At 72.9% G+C, this 20,652-nt stretch carries 11 protein-coding genes; 5 read left to right on the top strand and 6 right to left on the bottom strand.

Features of this window, described 5'->3' with window-relative positions:
- Window positions 1-25: 25 nt before the first annotated feature.
- From J8403_RS20305 to J8403_RS20290, 4 genes are all read right to left on the bottom strand, one after another.
- A complete protein-coding gene (locus J8403_RS20305) occupies window positions 26-1,543 on the bottom strand; it encodes a PrsW family intramembrane metalloprotease (RefSeq protein ID WP_425519899.1) in 1,518 nt (505 codons plus the stop codon).
- A gap of 405 nt (window positions 1,544-1,948) precedes the next feature.
- Window positions 1,949-2,764 carry a tRNA (guanosine(46)-N7)-methyltransferase TrmB gene (trmB, locus tag J8403_RS20300; RefSeq protein WP_059147615.1) on the bottom strand — a complete coding sequence of 272 codons (816 nt, stop codon included), beginning with the start codon at window positions 2,762-2,764 and terminating at the stop codon, window positions 1,949-1,951.
- Between the two features lie 120 nt (window positions 2,765-2,884).
- Complete coding sequence (gene lhgO, locus J8403_RS20295; protein WP_211124407.1) at window positions 2,885-4,099, bottom strand: L-2-hydroxyglutarate oxidase; 1,215 nt, start codon at window positions 4,097-4,099, stop codon at window positions 2,885-2,887.
- A 274-nt stretch (window positions 4,100-4,373) separates the two neighbouring features.
- Window positions 4,374-5,837 (bottom strand): NsdA family TPR-like regulatory protein, encoded by a 1,464-nt coding sequence (locus tag J8403_RS20290; protein WP_211124406.1) that lies wholly within the window; start codon window positions 5,835-5,837, stop codon window positions 4,374-4,376.
- A gap of 947 nt (window positions 5,838-6,784) precedes the next feature.
- Between J8403_RS20290 and J8403_RS20285 the strand changes: the two genes are divergently transcribed.
- Entirely contained in the window at window positions 6,785-8,872 is a 2,088-nt protein-coding gene (locus tag J8403_RS20285) for an asparagine synthase-related protein (RefSeq protein WP_211124405.1), read from the top strand.
- Window positions 8,873-9,191: 319 nt separating this feature from the next.
- On the top strand, window positions 9,192-13,391 hold the full coding sequence (locus J8403_RS20280) for an AfsR/SARP family transcriptional regulator (RefSeq protein ID WP_211128344.1): 4,200 nt from the start codon (window positions 9,192-9,194) through the stop codon (window positions 13,389-13,391).
- 273 nt (window positions 13,392-13,664) lie between these two features.
- Here J8403_RS20280 and J8403_RS20275 read toward each other — a convergent pair whose 3' ends face one another.
- On the bottom strand, window positions 13,665-14,390 hold the full coding sequence (locus J8403_RS20275) for a TetR/AcrR family transcriptional regulator (RefSeq protein WP_059147619.1): 726 nt from the start codon (window positions 14,388-14,390) through the stop codon (window positions 13,665-13,667).
- A gap of 321 nt (window positions 14,391-14,711) precedes the next feature.
- On the opposite strand from J8403_RS20275, the gene J8403_RS20270 reads away from it, so the two are divergent.
- On the top strand, window positions 14,712-16,067 hold the full coding sequence (locus J8403_RS20270; RefSeq protein WP_211124404.1) for an NAD(P)/FAD-dependent oxidoreductase: 1,356 nt from the start codon (window positions 14,712-14,714) through the stop codon (window positions 16,065-16,067).
- Window positions 16,068-16,302: 235 nt separating this feature from the next.
- Window positions 16,303-18,258, top strand: a complete 1,956-nt coding sequence (locus J8403_RS20265; RefSeq protein WP_211124403.1) for an ATP-binding SpoIIE family protein phosphatase — start codon at window positions 16,303-16,305, stop codon at window positions 18,256-18,258.
- A 129-nt stretch (window positions 18,259-18,387) separates the two neighbouring features.
- Here J8403_RS20265 and J8403_RS20260 read toward each other — a convergent pair whose 3' ends face one another.
- Window positions 18,388-19,701 carry an MFS transporter gene (locus J8403_RS20260; RefSeq protein WP_211128343.1) on the bottom strand — a complete coding sequence of 438 codons (1,314 nt, stop codon included), beginning with the start codon at window positions 19,699-19,701 and terminating at the stop codon, window positions 18,388-18,390.
- 160 nt (window positions 19,702-19,861) lie between these two features.
- Between J8403_RS20260 and J8403_RS20255 the strand changes: the two genes are divergently transcribed.
- Complete coding sequence (locus J8403_RS20255) at window positions 19,862-20,413, top strand: MarR family winged helix-turn-helix transcriptional regulator (RefSeq protein ID WP_093470421.1); 552 nt, start codon at window positions 19,862-19,864, stop codon at window positions 20,411-20,413.
- The last annotated feature ends 239 nt before the right edge of the window (window positions 20,414-20,652 follow it).

The raw sequence follows: 20,652 nt of genomic DNA, 5'->3' as shown, positions 1-20,652 counted from the left end.
GAACACGTCCGAAAGGGGCGGGAGGTTACAGACGACTTTCGGGTCCGCCGGGTCCGTAGGGGACGGGGGCGGTGTGGGGCGTCGCCGAGTTCGCGGGCGGCTGCGGGGTGCGCGGCGGCTGCGGGCCCTGCGGCGGAGGGGCGCCCCACGGCGCGTAGGTGGGCTGGGCCCCGTACTGCGGCTGGGCCCCGTAGCCGTACCCGTAACCGGTCCCGGGCCCGCCGTAGCCGTAGCCGTAGCCCTGACCGGTTCCGTAGTCATACGCGTGCCCGCCGCCGTACGGCCCCGCGGGCCAGAACGGTGGGGGCATCGTGCCCGGGGCCGGCCGGGGTACCCGGCGGGGCCGCGGGATCGGCACGGACAGCGCCGCATGGGCCAGGGCGGGCTGGGCGGTCTCCCGCCGTTCCCACAGACGGTCCAGCAGTTCCTTCTCGTGGGTGGTGAAGTCCGGGCCGGCCGTGCCGCGGTACGCGCGGCGGCGGAGGAAGGCGAGCGAGGTCGCGAAGGCGGTGTACTCGCCGACCGTACGGGCCGCCGGCGCGCCATGGGTGCGGCGGGCGAGGTCGCGGGCGATACCGCGGGCCCGCATCGAGGACAGGGCGAGGGGCTCGGGCGGGGTGAGCCAGCCCGCGGCCTGATAGGCGGCGAGCTGCTCCCGTATGGTGCGCAGCTCCTTGGTGCGGGACCAGAGCGTCAGCCAGGTCAGCAGCCCGAACATGGGGACCATGAACAGGGCGTAGACGATGAGGAAGCCGTAGCCGCCGAGGGTCGCCGAACCGTTCCAGACGCCGTGCAGGACCATCGCGGTCAGCAGCATCGCGATCGGTATGAGGACGCGGCGGACGCGCTGGTGCCGCGCCGTCGCGGCGGCTATGCCGAAGCCCACCCCCGTCATCGCGGTGAAGAGGGGGTGCGCGAAGGGGGACATCACGGCGCGGATGAAGAAGGTCGCGGCCGTGGTCGACCGGATGCCGGAGTAGCCGAGCGTCTGGTCGCTGACGAAGGCCGAGCCGAGATAGAGGATGTTCTCGGTGAAGGCGAAACCGGTGGCGGTGATTCCGGCGACGACGACCCCGTCGACCAGCCCGTTGAAGTCGCGGCGGCGGAAGAGGAAGAGCAGCAGGACGGCGGCCGCCTTGGCGCTCTCCTCCACGAACGGCGCGATGAAGGTGGCGCCCCAGGTGTCGGCGTCGGCCTGGCCGGTCGGGGACGAGGAGTCCACGGTGGTCATGAGCCACTCGGTGGCGAAGCCGTTGGCGATCAGCGCGACCAGTGTCGCGGCGCACGCTCCCCAGGCGAAGGCGAACACAAGGTTTCGCCAGGGCTTGGGGTCGACGCGGTCCAGCCACCGGAAGACCGCGATGATCAGTGGCACGGGGACCACGGCGAGGCCGAGCCCCACCAGGAAGCCCTTGGTGCCCGTCTGTTCGCGCACCAGCGCCAGGATGATCAGGCCGGAGAGCGAGAGCAGACCGGTGAGCGCGGTGGCCCGCAGCGCCTTGTTGTGCCAGACGCGGGCGAGCCGGCCCTCCGACCCCCACAGGCCCTGGCGGGGCGGATGCGGCCAGCCGGTCGGTGCGGCGCCGGTGCCGAACCACGGGTGCTGGTCACCGTAAGGAGCGCCGTAAGGGGTGCCGGGCGGTGCTCCGTCCTGCGGCGCTGCGCCCCGCGGCGTGCCGCCGTGCGGTGTGCTGTGCGCCGCCTCGTACGGGCCGCCCTGCGGTGCCGCGTTCAGGCCGCCGCCCTGGGGCGCGCCGTACGGCACTCCGTGCGGAGCCTCGTGCGGTGCGCCACGCGGAGCCTCGGGGAGCGCTCCGTACGGAGCCTCGTGCGGCGGCGTGACCGGTGGTTCGGGCGGCTCTTGAGGGGGCGGGGACTGATGCACTCGACCGACCCTAACGAAAGGGGGAAGGGGGACTCAGGGTTTATGCCCATCCCCTTGGGGGCGTTATGTGTCGTTGCGGCGGAAGATCAGGTCATGGACGAGGTGCCCCTTGTCCAGCCCCTGGCTCTCGAACTTGGTGAGCGGCCGGAAGTCCGGGCGCGGGGCATAGCCCCCGTCGGGCTGGGAGTTGTCGAACGCGGGGCTCGCGGAGAGGACCTCCAGCATCTGCTCCGCGTACGGCACCCAGTCGGTCGCGCAGTGCAGCAGCGCACCGGGCTTCATCCGGGTGGCGGCGAGCTCGATGAACTCGGGCTGGATGAGGCGGCGCTTGTGGTGCCGCTTCTTGGGCCAGGGGTCGGGGAAGAAGACCCGCAGCCCGGAGAGCGAGGCGGGGGCCAGCATCTCGCGGAGCAGGATGATCGCGTCGCCGTTGGCGACCCGGATGGTGTCCAGGCCGTTCCGCTCCGCGAGCGCGAGCAGATTGCCCTGGCCGGGGGTGTGGACATCGGCGGCGAGGATGCCCGTGCCGGGGTCGGCGGCGGCCATCTGGGCGGTGGCCTCACCCATGCCGAAGCCGATCTCCAGGACGACGGGGAGGCCGGGACGCGGGCCTGCTTCTGTGGCGAACAACTCACCGAGGTCGATACGGCTCAGCCCGTCGATGTCCAGGCCCCACTGTGGCCACAGGCGGCGCAGCGCCTCGCCCTGGCCCGGGGTCACCCGGCCGCGGCGGGGGCGGAAGGAGCGGATGCGGCGCTCGTGGTGCGAGCCGGCCGGATCGGCCACGGGACCGCCGGGGAACATCGGCTCGCTGCGGTCACGGGGGGCGGGCAGAGCGCGCTCCACGTGGGAATCGGGGGCGGTGGGGTTCTCGGACACAGTGCTTCGATTCTACGGGCGGAGGCGGGGAGCGCGGCGGGGCCGGTGCGGGGCAGGACGGCGTGCCGGGGCACCGGGGCATCGGGTCCGGTCCGGTGGCAGCCACCCACAGCCGCCCCCTCACCCCGCCCGAAGGGTCTCGAGCACTCGGCGGGCGACCTCCCGGCCGATCGGGAGTGAGGCCGTGGCCGCGGGCGACGGGGCGTTGAGCACATGGACGATCCGGGGCGACTGAGAGATCAGGAAGTCGTCCACCAGCGTGCCGTCCGGCAGCACCGCCTGGGCGCGCACGCCCGCCGGGGCCGCTATCAGGTCGTCGGCCGTCACATCGGGCAGCAGACGGCGCACGGCGTCGGTGAAGGCGCGCTTGGACAGGGAGCGCCGCAGCTCACCCGCCCCGTACCGCCAGTGGCGGCGGGCGATCCGCCAGGACCCCGGATACGCCAGCGTGCCGGCCAGCTCCTGCGGGCGCACCGTATGCCAGGCGTACCCCTCGCGGGCGAGGGCCGGCACCGCGTTGGGCCCGATGTGGACGCCGCCGTCGATGCCGCGGGTCAGATGGACGCCGAGGAACGGGAACGCCGGGTCGGGCACCGGGTACACCAGACCGTTCACCAGCGAGGCGCGGGAGGGCACCAGCTCGTAGTACTCACCGCGGAAGGGCACGATCCGCATGCCCGGGTCGTCGCCCGCCAGCCGGGCGACGCCGTCGCAGTGCAGCCCCGCGCAGTTGACCATGGCCCGCGCGCGCAGCACCGTGCCGTCCGCCGTGCGCACCGCGACCGCGGAGGGGCGGCGGCCGATGGTGCGCACCTGCGCCCCGTACCGCACGGAGGCGCCCGCGTCCTGGGCGAGCCGGGCCAGCCGGGCCGCCACCGCGCCGAAGTCGCAGATTCCCGTGGTGCCGACATGGATCGCGGCGAGGCCGCGCACCCATGGTTCGTACTCCGCGATCTGGGCGGGGCCCAGCTCGCGCACCGGAATGCCGTTCTCCCTGCCGCGCTGGACGAGGCCGTGGAGCCTGGGCAGCTCGGAGCGCTCCGTGGCGACGATGAGCTTGCCGGTGACCTCGTGCGGAATGCCGTATTCGGCGCAGAACTTCACCATTTCCGCGGCGCCGCGCACCGCGAACCGCGCCTTGAGCGACCCCGGGCGGTAGTAGATACCGCTGTGGATCACGCCGCTGTTGCGCCCGGTCTGGTGGCGGGCCGGGCCCGCTTCCTTCTCGAGCACGGTCACGCGGGTGCCTGGCGCGGCGCGCGTGATCGCATACGCCGTCGACATACCGACGATCCCGCCCCCGATCACCAGCACGTCGCAGTCCAACGCCGTCACGCCATGTCACCTCCCCGCGCGCCACACCGTCCAGTCGCCCGACCGTCGATCCCTATCATGACCTGCACCACTGACAACGGCCCGAAACCCGTGCCATGACTAGGGTCCGGGCTAGGTCCACCGGTCATATGGATCGATTCATGCCGAGTCGCGCATTCCGGGTGACACGCATCCGAATCGCGCATTCCGGGCAGCTCTCACCTCACCGCTCATCCCCGGCAGGTCACGCCTTTCATCCCGGGCCGGCCACGTCTCCGCCCACACCGAGGGCCGCTCACGCCGGGGCCACCAGCAGCGGCCGGGCCTGCTCGCGCAGCTCGGCGACGCGCGGCTCGTCGCGGTACGCCTCGAGGCGGCGCATCAGGTCGCGTACGTACTCCGTGGTGCGCGCGGACGAGATCCGGTTGGCGACCTCCACCGCGCGGGCGCCCGCCGCACAGGCCGCGTCCAGATTGCCGGACTCCAGTTCGGCGACGGCGGACACCACGAGCCGCAGCCCGTGCGACCGTACGAACTCCTCCGTCGGCCGGGCCAGCGCCTGCTCGGTGAAGCGACGCACCTGGCGCGGCAGCCGGAGATCGCGATAGCACTCGGCGGCGTCGGCCGCGAACCGCTCATGGCTGTAGAAGTCGAGCCAGGACGGATCGGGGTCGCCCGCCCGTGAGCGCTCCAGCCAGCCCTCGGAGGACTTCAGGGCCGCACCGCAGGCGGGCCCGTCCCCGGACTTGGCCTGGGCGCGCGCCTCCACCAGCCGGAAGAAGCTCATGGTGCGGGCGGTGGCCAGGCCGCGGTTGCGCTCCAGGGCGGCCTGGGCCAGGTCCACGCCCTCGTCGGCGAAGCCCCGGTAGGTGGCCTGCAGACTCATCGACGCCAGCACATAGCCGCCCAGGGGGACGTCGGCGGCGGCGCGGGCGAGGCGCAGCGCCTGGATGTAGTACCGCTGCGCGGCCTCCTGTTGGCCGGTATCGAAGGCCATCCACCCGGCGAGCCGGGTCAGTTCGGCGGTGGCGCCGAAGAGGGAGCGGCCGACCTCGTCGCTGTACGAGCCGAGCAGCAGGGGCGCCGCGTCCACCCTGAGGCACTCGGGAACCATGGACGAACGCCAGTCGCCGCCGCCGTACTTGGAGTCCCAGCGGCGCGCGTCCTCGGCGGCCTCGCGCAGCTTGGTGACGTCACTGTGGCCGACGCGCTGCAGCGCTAGGGCGTCCGGCGCCGCCCCGCCCGTGGTGCTCGCGGCGGTGGTCTCGTCCTCGGCGTCCTTGGGTTCGCGGGCCACCGAGCTGTCGGCGGGAGATATGAGCCAGCGTGAGGCCGGGGTGGCGTACGCGCTTACTGAGAAAGATCCGGCCAGGCTCTGCCAGATGCCGACCCCGCCGCGCCGACCCGCGAGATCCAGCCGGTAGAGCTCGGTCGCGGAGCGGACGGCCTGGCCGATGTCGCGCGGGAAGGCGAGACCGACCTCGGGGGCCGGATCGGCATCGGCCAGGCCGATTTCGTGCAGGGGGACGGGCCGGCCGAGTTTGCTGCCGATCGCAGCCGCAATGAGATGTGGCGCGGCCCCCTGGGGGACCATGCCCTTGGACACCCAGCGCGCGACGGACGTCTTGTCGTAGCGAAGTGTCAGGCCACGCTGGGCGCCGAGGTCGTTGACTCTGCGCGCGAGCCCGGCATTGCTGATCCCAGCGAGGGCGAGAACGGTGCCGAGCTTTTCGTTCGGCCCGCGTGGCTCCCTGGACATGCGCACCCCTCGACAGCACCGACGGCCGCCCCGGCATAAGCGCGGGGCATTCGTAAACCCAGCGTAGTTCGCCGCATCCCGACCGTTAAGAGGTGGTGTCCCGGATGGCGAGATTCTTGTACGAACGGGCGTGCGGGGCGTGACGTGTGCTCCCGGTGTGTGTGGCTGTGCGCCCGTGTGTGCGCTCTGTCTCAGTCGCGGCGGGGACGTTTCGATGGGTCCTGCGTGGGTCGGCCCGCTGTACTGGATCCAGTGGGCTGGGGGACGCCGCCGCCTCATTCCCCGCGGGTGGCGGAACGGTCCGGGAGGCGAATGCCGCCTCCCGGACTGTCGTGTCGGGGGGCGCGAGAGGCGGAAGTCGAGTACGTGCGGGGCGTCCGCAAGGGCATCGAGAGCGCCACGGCAACTTGGCTGAATAACGCCCATCACGGCCGGGCTCCCGCGTCGGGCCGGGGAGGGGGAGGCCCGACGCGGGAAGCCCTCTTCCGCTCGGATCGCGCGGGGATTCCGCCCAGAGCGGTGCGCCTCGTATCACATGCCGCGGATGCCCCGGTGCGCGGCGGACGCCGCGGCGCGGACGGTAAGTCCCTCCTCTGGTCTGCGGGTTGGCGCATTTTCCGCGCGCCCCCTCGTGCGCCCCTTGTGCGCCGCTCCGCATATGCGTCGTTGCCCTTGCGCTCTTGCGCGCCCCAGTCGTGGCAGCATGGGCCGCGGCGGAACGGCGGGTCGCTACCGGCGGTGGTTCCCTCGTGGGCTCCTTACGGATGCCTTCCTGGGAGGCATCACCTACTGGGATCAATTCTGCGATTTCTGCGGTCATCTGTGGTCACAGGACATCCAGGAGATCCATGTTGTTGTCCGGTTCGATGCCGAAACCGTCAACATGCTGTGCATGATGGCACCTACTTCTTGGTTGCCCTGGATGCCCACAGCCTGTGGAGGCGGCGATGCGGTGGTTGGTGGGGTGGAGCAGTACCGCATCCGGCCCGGTCCCTCCGGAGGGCCGTGCGATCCAGCCGGTCGGCGCCCAACTCCTGTGGTCCGACCCCGATCCGCTGTGGGCGGTCGGCGACTGGCGGCCCGATGAGGTGCGCGTCGTCCAGACCGATCCCTTCACCCGCCTCGCCGTCTTCGGCTGCTGCGGCGCCACCGACGAGGAGCTGCGGGTGGGGCTGTTCGCCGCCCGCGGCGGCGCCCTGCGCCATCTGACCGCCTGGTCCGGCAGCTACACCGCCGTCGCCCAGGTCGGCCGCCGCATCACCATCGTCGGCGACCTCGCGGGCGCCCGGCCCGTCTTCCACACCGACTGGGCCGGCGGCACCGCCTACGCCACGGCCGCGCTCCCGCTCGCCGACCTCATCGAGGCACAGCTCGACGTGGGCCACCTCGGCGCGCTGCTCGCCTGCCCCGACTCCCCGGAGGCCATGGGCGACGGCACGCCCTACATGGGCGTCAGACGCGTGCCCCCGGGCCATGCGCTGATCCTGCGCGACGGCGCCCGCGACGTCACCGGCTACGAGCCCACCGCGTCCCTCGCCGTAGCCGCGCCCCCACTCGACCAGGGCACGGCCGTGGACGCGGTCCAGGACGCCCTCGTAGAGGCCGTACGGGCCCGTCTCACCGCCCCGCGCCACGCCCCCGAGACCGACGACCTCGACCCCGGTCCGGTGCCCGGCATGGGGCCCGCCGAGCGGCGGGCCGCCCGCGGCGCCCCGGCCCCCGGCATCGGCGCCGATCTGTCCGGCGGCAGCGCCTCCGCCACCCTCGCCCTGCTCGCCGCCGGGCTCCCCGGAATGCCCGGCACCCTCTTCGGGCACGGCACCGAGGCGGGCGAGCGTCTCCTGGCCGTCACCTTCAACGACCTCGCCACGGCGGGCGGCGCCCGCACCCGCGAGGCCGAACTCGAACGGGCCGGTGCCATCGCCGCCAATCCGCGGCTGCACCATGTGGTCGTCGCCGCGGGCGAGGAGGCCCTGCCGTACGCGGGCCTCGACACCGGCGCCCTTACCGATGAGCCCGGCCCCTCCCTCGTCATCGCCGAACGCCACCGGCGCCGGCTCGCCGCGGGCAGCGCGGACCACTTCATCGGGCACGGCGCCCGCCAAGTGCTCGACGCCCACCCGGCGCGCCTCGCCGACCTCCTGCTCGACCGGCGCAGACGCCATCTGCTGCGCCCCGCCACCGCGCTCGCGAAGGCCGACGGCCCCTCCGCACAGTCCTTCTTCGTGCCCTTCACGGTCTACCGGGCCGCACGACGGCTGGCCCGCACCTCCTACCGCGACGGCGTCCAGGAGGCCGCGGTGCGCCTCCTGGAGCGCCGCTTCACCGACGACCAGGCCGTACGCGACCCCGGCGCCGTATCCGCCTCCCTCGCCGCCCTGACGTGGTGCCGCCCCGGCCCCGCCGCCCGCTGGCTCACCGGGGAGACGCTCGCCGAGGTGTCCGTCCGGCTGGAGGAGGCGGCCATGCGCCCCGTGCTGGTGCGCCGCCCCGGGGAGCGCCGCGCGGATGCCGCCCTCGCCCGCTACGCCGCGGACCACCGCGTCTTCGAGCAGGCCGCCGAGATCCGCAGCCAGCGCCTGCACGCGCCCTTCCTCGACAACCAGGTCGTACGGGCCTGCCGCGCGCTCCCCGAAGCGCTTCGGGTGCAACCGGGGGCGCGCGCCGCGGTGCTGCGGACGGTCCTCGCCGGAGCGGGGATCCGGGAGCTTCCCCCCGGTTGGGGAGCCACCTCCCACGCCGCCCACACCGCCGCCGTACGGACCGGCATGCGCACTTGGACGGGCGAGTTGATGACCCTCTTCGACGCGCCGCTGCTGGCGGACGCGGGCCTGATCGAGGCCCGTGTCATCCGTAAGGCGCTGCGCGCCGCCGCACAGGGGGAGCGGCTGCCCCTGGACGGCCTGGCCGAACTCGTCTCCACCGAAGTCTGGCTGCGGCGCCTGCTGGCCCGCCGGGGCACCTGCTGGACGGGTACGGCAGCGCCACGGCAGCGGGCCGTCGCCGGCGGAGTGGTGCCGCGCCCGAGCCTGTGACGGCTTCCGCACCGAGGCGGCACGAGGCCGCCTGGTGACACCTCGCCCGCCCCCTGGGTGCCCCGCGGGGCATGGCCCCTGGCGCTCGGGGAGCCGGGGCTGGTGCGGACCCGCCGCGGACCCGCCGCGCACGAAGCCGGCGTCCTTACGGCTGACGACGGCGAGCGGGTCCTCATGGCAGACGGCGGCGCGCGGCGGCGGACCAGCCCTCACGGCGGACAGGTCCTTATGGCGGACAAGTCCCCATGGCGGACGAGACGAGGGGGCCGCGCCGCACGATCTCCCCAGCGGCAACCGGCAACCTAGGAGAATGGCCTCTGTGCGGTATCTGATCCTCGGCACCACCGAAGCGCGCGACGACCACGGCGACCCGTTCCCCCTCGGCGGCCCCCGGATCCGCGCGCTGCTCGCCGCGCTCGCCGTACGGGCCGCACGCTCCGCCCCGGTCTCCGTCGACGTCCTGATCGACGAGGTGTGGGCCGACGACCCTCCGCATGACGCGCCCGCCGCGCTCCAGGCGCTGGTCGGCCGGTTGCGCCGGACCATCGGCAGGGACGCCGTCGTCTCCTCACCCGGCGGCTACCGCCTCGCGACCGCCACCCCCCAGGACGACATCGACCTGCTGCGCTTCGAGCGGCTGACGAACGAGGGCATCCGCGCCCTGGACGCCGACGACCCCGTGACGGCCGCCGCCACCCTCCGTAAGGCGCTCGCCCTGTGGCGCGGCCCGGCCCTCGCCGACCTGCCGGACCGGGACGCGCCCGCCGCCCGCCCCGAGGCGCTGCGGCTCACCGCACTGCACCGCCGGATCGACGCCGACCTCGCGCTCGACCGCCCTACGGACGTCATACCGGAGCTGCGCCAGCTCGTCGCGGACCATCCGCTCGACGAAACGTTCCACGCCCAGCTGATCCGCGCGCTGCGGGCGGCCGGTCACTCCGCCGACGCGCTCGCCGCGTACGAGGACGTCCGCCGGATCCTCGCCGACCGCCTCGGCACCGACCCGGGAGCGGAGCTGAGGGAGCTCCACAGACGGCTGCTGACGACGAACGCCGAGCCGGCCCTCGGGGAGCCGGGCGCCGCGCGCGGCACGCCCACCGCGGAGGCCGTGGCGCCGAGGGCCGACGGCCACGGGGGGAGCGGTGGGGGCGAGGCCCGGGCCGACAGCGGGGCTGGGTGGGCTCTCGACGGCCGGGGCGACAGCGCACCCACGGGGATGACCGACGGCCGGGGCGACGGCGCGGCCAGAGGCGCGTTCGGCGACCCGTCCAGGGGCGCGTTGGGCAACCCGTCCAGAGGCGCGTTCGACGGCCCCGCTGGGAGCGGAGAAACCGGCGGTGGGGCTCGAAGCCGGGGCGACGACGGCCGGGAGGCGGGCTCGGGCACCTCCGTGCCGCCTCTGCCGCACAGCAACCTCAGGGCCCGCCTCAACAGCTTCGTCGGCCGGCAGAACGAGATCGACGACATCCTCCGGGACCTGGCCGGCGCCCGGCTGGTCACCCTCACCGGCCCCGGCGGCTCCGGCAAGACCCGGCTCTCCGAGGAGGCCGCGGCGACCGTGACGGCCGGCTATCCGGACGGCGTCTGGGTGGCTGAACTCGCCCCGCTCGACCATCCCTCCGCCGTCCCCGGCGCCGTCCTGAGCGCGGTCGGCCGCCGCGCGACCATGCTGCTCGCCTCAGGGCTCGAAAGCCGCACCACGGGCCCGGACGGCGGGGATCCGACCAGTCGGCTCGTCGAGTACTGCGCCGACCGCCGGCTGTTGCTCCTGCTCGACAACTGCGAGCACGTCATCGACACCGCGGCCCGGCTCGCCGAGACCCTGCTCGCGCACTGCCCCGGTGTGACCGTGCTCGCCACCAGCCGGGAGCCGCTGGGGGTGCCCGGCGAGACCATCAGACCGGTGGAGCCGCTCGCGCCCGCCCCCGCTCACCAGCTGTTCGCCGAGCGCGCGGCCACCGTAAGGCCCGGCTTCGACCCGGCGGCGGACCCGGAGACGGCGGCCGCGGTCGCGGAGATATGCCGCCGCCTGGACGGTCTGCCGCTGGCGATCGAGCTGGCCGCTGCGCGGCTGCGGCTGCTGACCCCACACCAGATCGCGGACCGGCTGGACGACCGTTTCCGCCTGCTGACCAGCGGCAGCAGAACCGCGCTGCCCCGCCAGCAGACCCTGCGGGCCGTCGTCGAATGGTCCTGGGACCTCCTCGACGACCGCGAGCGCACGGTGCTGCGCCGTGCGTCGGTCTTCGCGGGCGGGTGGACCCTGTCCGCGGCCGAGGCGGTGTGCGCAGACGCCCCGCCCGGTGAGAACGTCCTTACGGTCGACACGGACGAGGATCGCGTCTTCGACGATGGCGCCTTCCGCGACGGCGTCTTCGGCGATGGCGCCTTGGAGGATGACGTCGACACCCGTGGCGCCCTTACGGACGCGACGGCAAGCACGCCCGAGCCGGGCGACACGGTCGCGTACGACGAGACGCGCCCCCCTCTGCGCTCCCATACGCGCCCCCACGCCAGGATCGCGCCCGCCGAGGTGCTGGAGCTGCTCGGGGCGCTGGTCGACAAGTCGCTCCTGGTCGTCGACCATCCGTCGCACGGTGCGGCGGCGGAGTCCTCCGGTACGCCCGGTGGGGAGCCCCGCTACCGGATGCTGGAGACGATCCACGAGTACGTCGGCAAGCGCGCCAGCGAGGACCCGGCGGCCCGTGCCGACCACAAGGCCGCCGTGGCCCGTCACACCGCCCACTTCAGGGACTTCATCCGCACCGCCGAACCCCGACTGCGCTCCGCCGAACAACTGCCCTGGCTCCACCTCGTCGAGACCGACCTCGACAACATCCGGGCAGCGCTGCACCGCTCCCTGACCGTCGCGGACGAGGACACCGTCTTCGCGCTCATCCATGCCTTGGCCTGGTTCTGGTGGCTGCGCAACTACCGGGACGAGGGCGCCGCCTGGGTCGGCCGTGCCCTGGCTCTCCAGGCCCGCACGCAGGGCACGGACGCCGAGGCGCACCGCATACCGGGCGGCAACAATCCCCTTGACCAGTTCCCGCACATCCCGGACCGGATTCCGGACGGCGAGGACGGTGTCGACGAGGAAGCCACCCGGTACTGGCAGCGGATGGACCTGCGGCTGATGCTCTTCGTCCTGCTCGCGGAGCAGGGCACCGGCCCGGATCTGAGCGACCCCAGGATCCGGGACGTCGCCATACGCATGCGCGACGCCTACGCGGGCCACCCGGGGCCCCGTAGCGCGTCCTTCCCCGCTCTGCTGTGGCCGTTCACGGCCTTCGTCATCGAGGGTTTCGCCGGCGGGATGCTGCCGCTCATGGACCAGACCGTGGCCGTCTGCCGCACGCACGGGGACGACTGGGCGCTCGGCATCACGCTGATGTACCGCACCCACCTCGCCATCGACATGCCGGGCGGTATCGAGACCGTCGACGACGACCTGGCCGAGCTGCGCGAGCTGACCGCCCGCGTCGGCGATCGCTGGCTGCTGGCCCAGGTGGAGGGCGCGCGCGGCGAGATCGCCACCCACCACGGCCGGTTCGCGGAGGCGAAGGCCGCCTACGAGAAGGCACTGCGGCTCGCGCAGGAGCTCGGCGCCCACACCGAGGTGCCGTTCCTCTACACCCGCCTCGCCGATCTCGCCCTCCACGAGCAGGACTTGGAGGCCACGCTGACGTTGGTGGCGCGCTCCGAGGAGGCGGCGGAGCGCTGCGGTACCCAGGACGTGTGGGCCTTCAACCAGATCGTGCGCAGCGAGGCGGAGCTGTCGCGTGGTGATCTGGCGCGGGCCAGGACGTATTGCGACGGCGCTTGGGATCGAGCGGGGCGTGGCACGCCTCCGCCGCAGTTCTGGGTCGTGGCCAGCGGCCTGGACGGCCGTATCACCGGCCTGGAGGGCGATCTGGTCGGCGGACTGCGCAAGCTGCGGGACACTCTGCGCGAGGGCTTCGAGGCGAGCTCCATGGAACTGCTGCTGGCCCATCAGGCGGAGTCGGCGGCGGAGCTCCTGACGCGATGCGGACAGGAGCGGCTCGCCGGTCGGCTGCTGGGCGCCGCCGACGGCTGGCGCGGTCGGCTGCCGCGCTCACCCCTGGTGGCCGGGGACGTCGGCGCGACCGTGGCCCGCGCGAGCGAGGCGCTGGGCGAGGACGCGGTGGAGAAGCTGCGCGCCGAGAACGCGACCCTGACCCCCGAGCAGGCCGTCTGCCTGCTCGATGAGGTGCTGGCGTCTCTCGACGCAACGGATGCAACGGACGCAACGGATGCCACCGACGTCGCGGATGCCACGGACGGCACCGACGTCGCGGACGCGACCGATGCCACGGAAGCCACGGACGCCACCGACGTTGCGGATGCCTTCGAAGCCACCGCGGCCCAAGCAGACGCCCAGGCCAAGGCCGTCGACCGTGCCGCAACCGACGACCAGGCCAAGCCCGACGCCCAAGCCCACCCCGACGCCCAGGCCAAGCCCGCCGACCGTGGCGCCGCACCGCCGCCCGCCCGCTGACGCGGGCGCACCCGCGGGCCCGCGCAACGCCCCGGCCGACAGTCGCGTGTCGTCACTCGTACGGAGGGGGCGCAACGCACCCCCGACCGCCACTCCCGACCGCCCCGGCGCACGAAACGCGCGCACCTGCTGGCGGACCCCGCCCACCGGGCCGACGCATCGCCGACCACTCCCGCGGGCGGCCCCGCAGCAAGCAGCCACGCCCGGCAGGGCTCATCGGACGTCGCCGATGTCACCCTGCCGGGCGTGGATTTCGCTCCAGGGCCGACGGCATCACCCCACGGGGCGCGACCGTAGCCCGTCCAGCAGGATGTCCAGCAGCCGGGCCGACGCCGCCGCCTGCTGCGCCGCGTCCGGCAGCGAGGGCGCCGCCGTGGCGATCACCAGCAGTACGTCGGCGACGGCCACATCCGGGCGCAGCTCGCCCGCTGCCCGTGCCCGCTCCACCAGCTGCCCGACGACCTCCAGCAGCGCCGCGGCGCCCGCGTCGTCCGGCTCGTCCTCAGGTGCGGTCGGCCGCTCGACCAGCCGGAGCTCCGGCTGACCCGGTGCGGCTAACGCCGCCTGCCGCTGCTGCGGCAGCCGGATCTCGGCCTCCACATCGACCCCGACCCGCAGCACCTGCGGCGGCAGCAGCCGGCCCGCGCCGGACGCCACCGAGGTGCGCAGGAACCGGGCCAGCGCGGACCACGGCTCGTTCTCCTGACCCAGCGCCGCTCGCGCCTGATCGGTCAGCCTCGCCGTCTCCTCCTCGGCTATGCGGCGCACCAGCACGTCCTTGCTCGGGAAGCGCCGATAGACGGTGCCCACCCCGACTCGCGCCCGGCGCGCCACGTCTTCCATCGGAGCCCCGTATCCCAGCTCACCGAAGACTTCGCGCGCCGCCCGCAGGACGTGCTCCAGATTGCGCTGCGCATCCACGCGCAACGGTGTGTTCCGTCCGCCGTTTCCGTCTGACGATGCGACGGCTGCGGACCATGACGAACCCTGAAGGTGCATAAGTGATCCCCCGGTAATGACGTCTCCCCCCGGAGACTCCCCGCCCAGACTGCCGAGGCAGTCACAACCCCGACGAAGTACGAACATAGTTGAGCCCAGGTCAAGAAAGAAGAGGGTAGCTCGGGACAGAACGTCCCCCGATCAGAGCAGAGGACCGCCTTTTTCTGACTCGCCCCTCGATCGTCACCGACCATCGAGGGGCTGACCTGCGGACATTTCGTACGTGTAACCGATTCCGCGCCGCGGGGCGAGTCAAGCCATCCGGTCACACAATTCGCCGGGGCTGTGGACAAACGGCGGTCGCGCGTGCCTCATGGGAGGGTGAAGGAACCCGCGCGCATTCTCGTTGTCGGTGGTGGCTACGTCGGGATGTACGCCGCGCTGCGCCTCCAGCGAAAGCTGAAGCGAGAGCTGAGGCAAGGCGGCGTGCAGGTCATCGTGGTCGATCCAGAGCCGTATATGACCTATCAGCCTTTCCTGCCCGAGGCGGCGGCCGGATCGATCTCACCGCGCCACGTCGTCGTGCCGTTGCGGCGGGTCCTGCCCGACTGCACGGTCGTCATCGGCGAGGCCACCGCGATCCACCACGGCAAACGCACCGCGACCGTGAAAACCCTCGCCACGGAGGAGGAGCGCACCGGCACGGTCGACATCCACTACGACGAGCTGGTGCTGGCCCCCGGCTCCGTGTCCCGCGCCCTCCCGGTCCCCGGCCTCGCCGAGTTCGGCATCGGCTTCAAGACCGTCGAGGAGGCCATCGGCCTGCGCAACCATGTCCTCGGGCAGTTGGACATCGCCTCCTCGACCCGGGACCCCGAGGTCCGCGACGCGGCGCTGACCTTCGTCTTCGTCGGCGGCGGTTACGCGGGCGTCGAGGCGCTCGGCGAGCTGGAGGACATGGCCCGGTACGCCGTCCGCTACTACCACAACATCGCCCCCGAGGATCTGAAGTGGATCCTCGTGGAGGCCACCAACCGGATCCTGCCGGAGGTCGGCGAGGAGATGGGCAAGTACGCCGTCCGGGAGTTGCGCGGCCGCAATATCGACGTCCGGCTGGAGACCCGCCTGGACTCCTGCGCCGACCGGGTCGCCGCACTGAGTGACGGCTCGCGCTTCCCCACCCGCACGCTCGTGTGGACCGCGGGCGTCAAACCGCACCCGATCCTCGCCGCCACCGATCTGCCGCTGAACGAGCGAGGCCGGCTCAAATGCACCGCGGCGCTCCAGGTGGAGGGCGTGGAGCACGCCTGGTCGGCCGGGGACGCCGCGTCGGTGCCCGATCTGACGGCCGACCGGCCCGGTGCGGAGTGCGCCCCCAACGCACAGCACGCCGTCCGCCAGTCCAAGGTCCTCGCGGAGAACGTGGCAGCCTCGCTCGCCGGCCGGCCGCTCACCGACTACGCGCACAAGTACTCGGGCTCCGTGGCCTCCCTGGGGCTCCACAGAGGCGTCGCCCATGTCTACGGACGCAAGTTGAAGGGCTACCCTGCCTGGTTCATGCACCGTGCCTACCACCTCAGCCGGGTGCCGACGTTCAACCGTAAGGCGCGCGTGCTGGCCGAGTGGATCCTGTCGGGGCTGTTCAAGCGCGAGATCGTCTCGCTGGGCTCGCTGGAGAACCCGCGCGCCGAGTTCAAACTCGCCGCGGACACCGGTCGCCATCCCGAGTCCAGTTGAGCCGATCGGGGCGGAGCCGGGAACTCCCCTCCCGGGATCGGCGTCTCACGGATGTCAGTCCGGTCGGCCACACTGGTCGTGTGACCATGGGTGGGCTCGTATCTGCAAAGAGTGACAATCGCGAGGATTCGGAAGTTTGCTGCATTCCCCTGGGGGCCGTCCCCCGTACCCGCACCCATCTCCCCGATCCCGCGCCGGCGCGCAGCTCAGCCACCACCCCACGAGGTAATCCGCAGTGAACTTCACGCGCTGGAGCGCCCGGCTCCCCCGAACCCAGCGACGCAACGCCGCCCGGGCAGACCGCGGTGGGCGGCGGCCGAAGCCCGCGGCCACCGCGGGCGGCGGCTCCGTCCCGGCGGCCCGGGGCGAGCGCGCCGACCCCTCCGGGCGCGGCGAGCCTCCCGCTGCCGCCGCTTCCGACGCCGCGCCGCCCGACGCCGTCCCGACCCTCGACGGGCTGTCCGTCCATGACCTCCTCGGCCAGGTGCCGGCGCTGGTCGCGGTGGTCTACGGCCCCGAGCACCGCGTCGCCTACCTCAACGACACCTATGTCGAGCTCTTCGGCTCCCGGGCGCCCGGCACGCCCGCCCGCCAGGCCCTGCCCGAGCTGACGGAGCTGGGGCTGCTGCCGCTCATGGACCAGGTCCTGCGCAGCGGCAAGCCCCGTACGGTCAAGTCCCGGCGCGTGCCCGCGGGCGGCCCGGCGACCACCCCCGGGCCGCGACAGGAGGGCTCGGCCCCCGGCCCCGGCCTATCGCGCCACGGCTACTACACCTTCACCTGCTCCCCGATCGAGATGGCCGCGCCCAGAGTCGTCGCCCCCGCGCAGCCGGCGGACGAGCGGGCGGTGGAGGGGGCCGTCGACGGAGCTCCGGTGGATGGATCGCCGGTGGACGGATCGATCCGGGAAGCCGTCCTCCGTAAGGGCGTCATGCCGGAAGCGGTCGCCACCGAGGCCGTCGCCACAGCCACCGCCGTCGGCACGGTCACCGAGCCCGTCCGCGGCGTGCTCGTCTTCGGCGCCGACGTCACCGACCAGGTCGAATCCGCGGAGCGGCTGCGCGCCGGCGAGCGCCTCCAGCGCGAGGCCGCCGTCACCCTCCAGCGCAGTCTCCTCCCCCAGGAGCTGGAGCAGCCCGACGATCTGCGGGTCGCCGCCACCTATCAGCCCGGCGGCACGGAAGCGGCGGTGGGCGGCGACTGGTACGACGTCATCACCCTGGGCGCCGGCCGCACCGCCCTCGTCATCGGCGACGTCATGGGCCGCGGGGTGCGGGCCGCCGCCGTCATGGGCCAGCTGCGCACCGCCGTCCGCGCCTACGCCCGGCTCGACCTCCCGCCGCACGAGGTCCTGCAGCTCCTCGACGGCCTGGCCGCCGAGATCGACCCCCACCAGATCGCCACCTGCGCCTACGCCGTCCACGACCCCAACGAGAACCGCCTCGTCTACGCCTCCGCGGGCCATCTGCCGATCCTGGTCCGCGACCCGGACGGCACCGTGCGCCGCGCCTCCGAGCCCACCGGACCTCCGCTCGGCACCGGCGGCTGGCTCCACACCACCGGCTCGGTCCCGCTCGGCCCCGGGGCCAGCGCGGTCCTCTACACCGACGGCCTGGTGGAACGGCGGGACAAGGACATCTACGACGGGGTGGCCGCCCTCGAGCGCGTCTTCGCGGGCGCGACCGGCTCGCCCCAGGTCATGTGCGACCGCCTCATCAGGGCCCTGGGCATCACCGCGGAGCACGACGACGATGTGGCGGTGCTGGTCCTCCAGCACCCCGCCCGTACGGGGCATGACGCCGAGCTCTTCCACAACGCCGCGCTGGAGCTCCTCGGTGGCGTGGAGGCCGCGCCGCGCGCCCGGGCCTTCGCCTCAGGGGTCCTCGCCAGCTGGCGCTTCCCCATGGAGCTGCGCGATCTGGGCGTGCTCGCCGCCAGCGAGCTCGTCGCCAACTCCCTCCAGCACGGCACACCGCCCATGCGGCTGCGGCTGCGCCGCACCGACCGCCGCCTGATCATCGAGGTGACGGACGGCGATGAGCATCTGCCGCGCCGCCGCCGGGCCGAACCGGTGGACGAGGCCGGACGCGGCATCTCGATCGTCGCGACCATCGCCTCGTCCTGGGGCTCACGCCGCACACCGGGCGGCGGCAAAGCGGTGTGGTGCGAATTCGCCCTGCCGGCGGGGTAGCTCCACGAAGGGGTCCCGGCAGCGCTGGCCCGAGGACAAGGCCGACCCCGAACAACGACATCGCCCTGGCACGGCGGAGCCGACTGACTCCTTCGCCGCACCAGGGCGATGGCGGAATGGCCGGGTGGCTCAGGCCGCGGTGGTCACCTCGTCCGAGGCGGCCGCCCGCGTCGCGGGCACCGCGGCACCGGCGACCGCCCGCAGCGGATTGTCCTGCTCGGCGGTGAGCCACTTGCCGAGCCTCAGCGCGAGCGCGGTGATGCCGAGCGAGCAGACGATCAGCGTCACGATGTACGTCCCATACAGCCCGGCACCGGCCATCAGCCCGCCGACCGCCGGGCCCACCGCCAGGGCAAGCTGCTTGACCAGCGCAAACGCCGAGTTGTACTGACCGAGTGCCGACGATGGCGCCAGATCGGCGACCAGCGGCGCGACGGTCGGCGACAGCATCGCCTCACCGATCCCGAACAGCGCGTACGCCGAGACGATCGCGATGATGCCGACGGCCTGGCTCCCGGGCACCAGCCCGGCGGACCCGGCGACGCACCACGCCACCGTCCAGACCAGCCCGACCAGTGCGATCACCCGGCTGCGCCGCCGCCGCTCGACCAGCTTGAGCACGACGAACTGCGCCAGCACGATCGCCGCCGTATTCGCGGCCAGAGCGACGCCCAGCATCGACGGCGATATCCGGGCGACATCCACCGCGAACGCCGACAGCCCGGACTCGAACTGGCCGTAGCAGGCGAAGAACATCACGAAGCCCAGCACACACAGCTGCACCATGGCCCGGTGGCCGAGCAGCGAACGCCAGCCGCCGCGGGCGCCACCGAGGTGCTCATCGGCGGTCGGTACCGGATCGTCGAACACCGGTGTCTTCGCCAGCCTTACGGTCGCGACCGCGGCGCCGAGCACCAGGAACATCACCGCGTCGATCGCGAAGAGCCGCACAAAGCTCGAGGCTGAGGAGGTGTCCACCAGCAGCCCGCCGAGCAGCCCGCCGACGCCGAGGCCCAGATTGCCGAGGAAGAACTGGGTGGCAAAGGCCCGCGACCGGGTGACCGGCGTCGAGCACCAGACGATCAGCGTGGCCAGCGCCGGCTGTATGGCCGCGATGCCCGCGCCGAGCACTCCGGCCGCGGCGATGACCAGCGGCTCGCTCGCCGCCAGCCCGAGCCCCATCGATCCGACAGCGGCGGCGACCGCGCCCGCGACGACAACGGACAGCGGCCCCCGTCGGTCGATCACCCGACCGATGAAGGGCAGCACGGCAAGCGCGGCCACGGCGAACGTCGCGAGCACCACGCCCGCGGTGTTCGAACCGAGGTCCCGCACCTGCGCCACATAGACGAAGAGGAACGGGACCGTGAAGCCGTTGCCGAACGCGCTCAGCGCGTTGCCCAGCTGGATACGGCGCAGCGCTGCGCCCATCGCGGTGGTCACACTCACCTACCTAGGTCGAGAAGGGTCAAGGGAGAACGGGGCTGACCTGCGGGTCAGCCCGGAGGATCGATGTCTGAAGACTTCGAACCTAAACTTCAATGCTTAAGAGTACAGAACGAAGGACTTCAGCGCCAATGACTTTCGTGTCATGCTGTTGACCATGGCGGAGACCCCCGACGCGGACGACCTGCTGAGCCTCGAGGAGCAGATCGCGGCCTATCAGCGCGAGTTCCAGGACCTGGACCCCCAGGTGGAGCAGGTCGTCAGCGCGCTCAGCCGGCTCACCCGGCGCATGCATGTCGCATACGGCCGCCAGTCGGCCAGGCTGGGGATCAGCAACTCCGAGTGGGAGGTCCTCAAGGCGCTCGTCCTTTCGGGCGCTCCCTACCGCCTGGGTCCCGGAGACCTGGCCAAGCGGCTTGGCCTCACCCCCGCCGCCATGACCCACCGCATCGACCGCATGGTCAACGAGGGTCTGGTCACCCGTGAGCGTGATGCCGACAACCGGGTCCGCGTCATCGTCGAGCTGACCCCCGACGGCCGGGAGAAGTGGCTGGAGGCCATGCGCCAGGCCACGGTCTTCGAGGCGGACCTTCTCCAGGACCTCTCCAGCGAGGAGCGAGGAGCCCTCGGCGCGATGCTCACCCGTGTGCTGCGCCGGGTGGAGGAAGCCCAGCCCGATGCCGAGGGGCGCCTGAGCAACCTCGACTGAGGCATTCGGCCCAGTCGGTGTTGACACGGGTCCGGGCGATCCGTAATGTACTCCGAGCTGCCACGGAGCCGTAACGGTTCTCTGGGCGGCACTTGCGCCGCACCGGCGGCAAACCACTTCTGCACGGCCCCTCAACGGGATGGATTTCGGCATGCCGGAATTCGGATCGGGAAGCTCGATTATGAGCATCCGGGGGAATCCGCTAAAGTGGTAATCACGCCGGAAGGCGCGAAAGACCC

It is taken from the genome of Streptomyces yatensis, from assembly GCF_018069625.1.
Taxonomy (GTDB): domain Bacteria; phylum Actinomycetota; class Actinomycetes; order Streptomycetales; family Streptomycetaceae; genus Streptomyces; species Streptomyces yatensis.
This window is presented reverse-complemented; position numbering and strand designations above follow the sequence as displayed.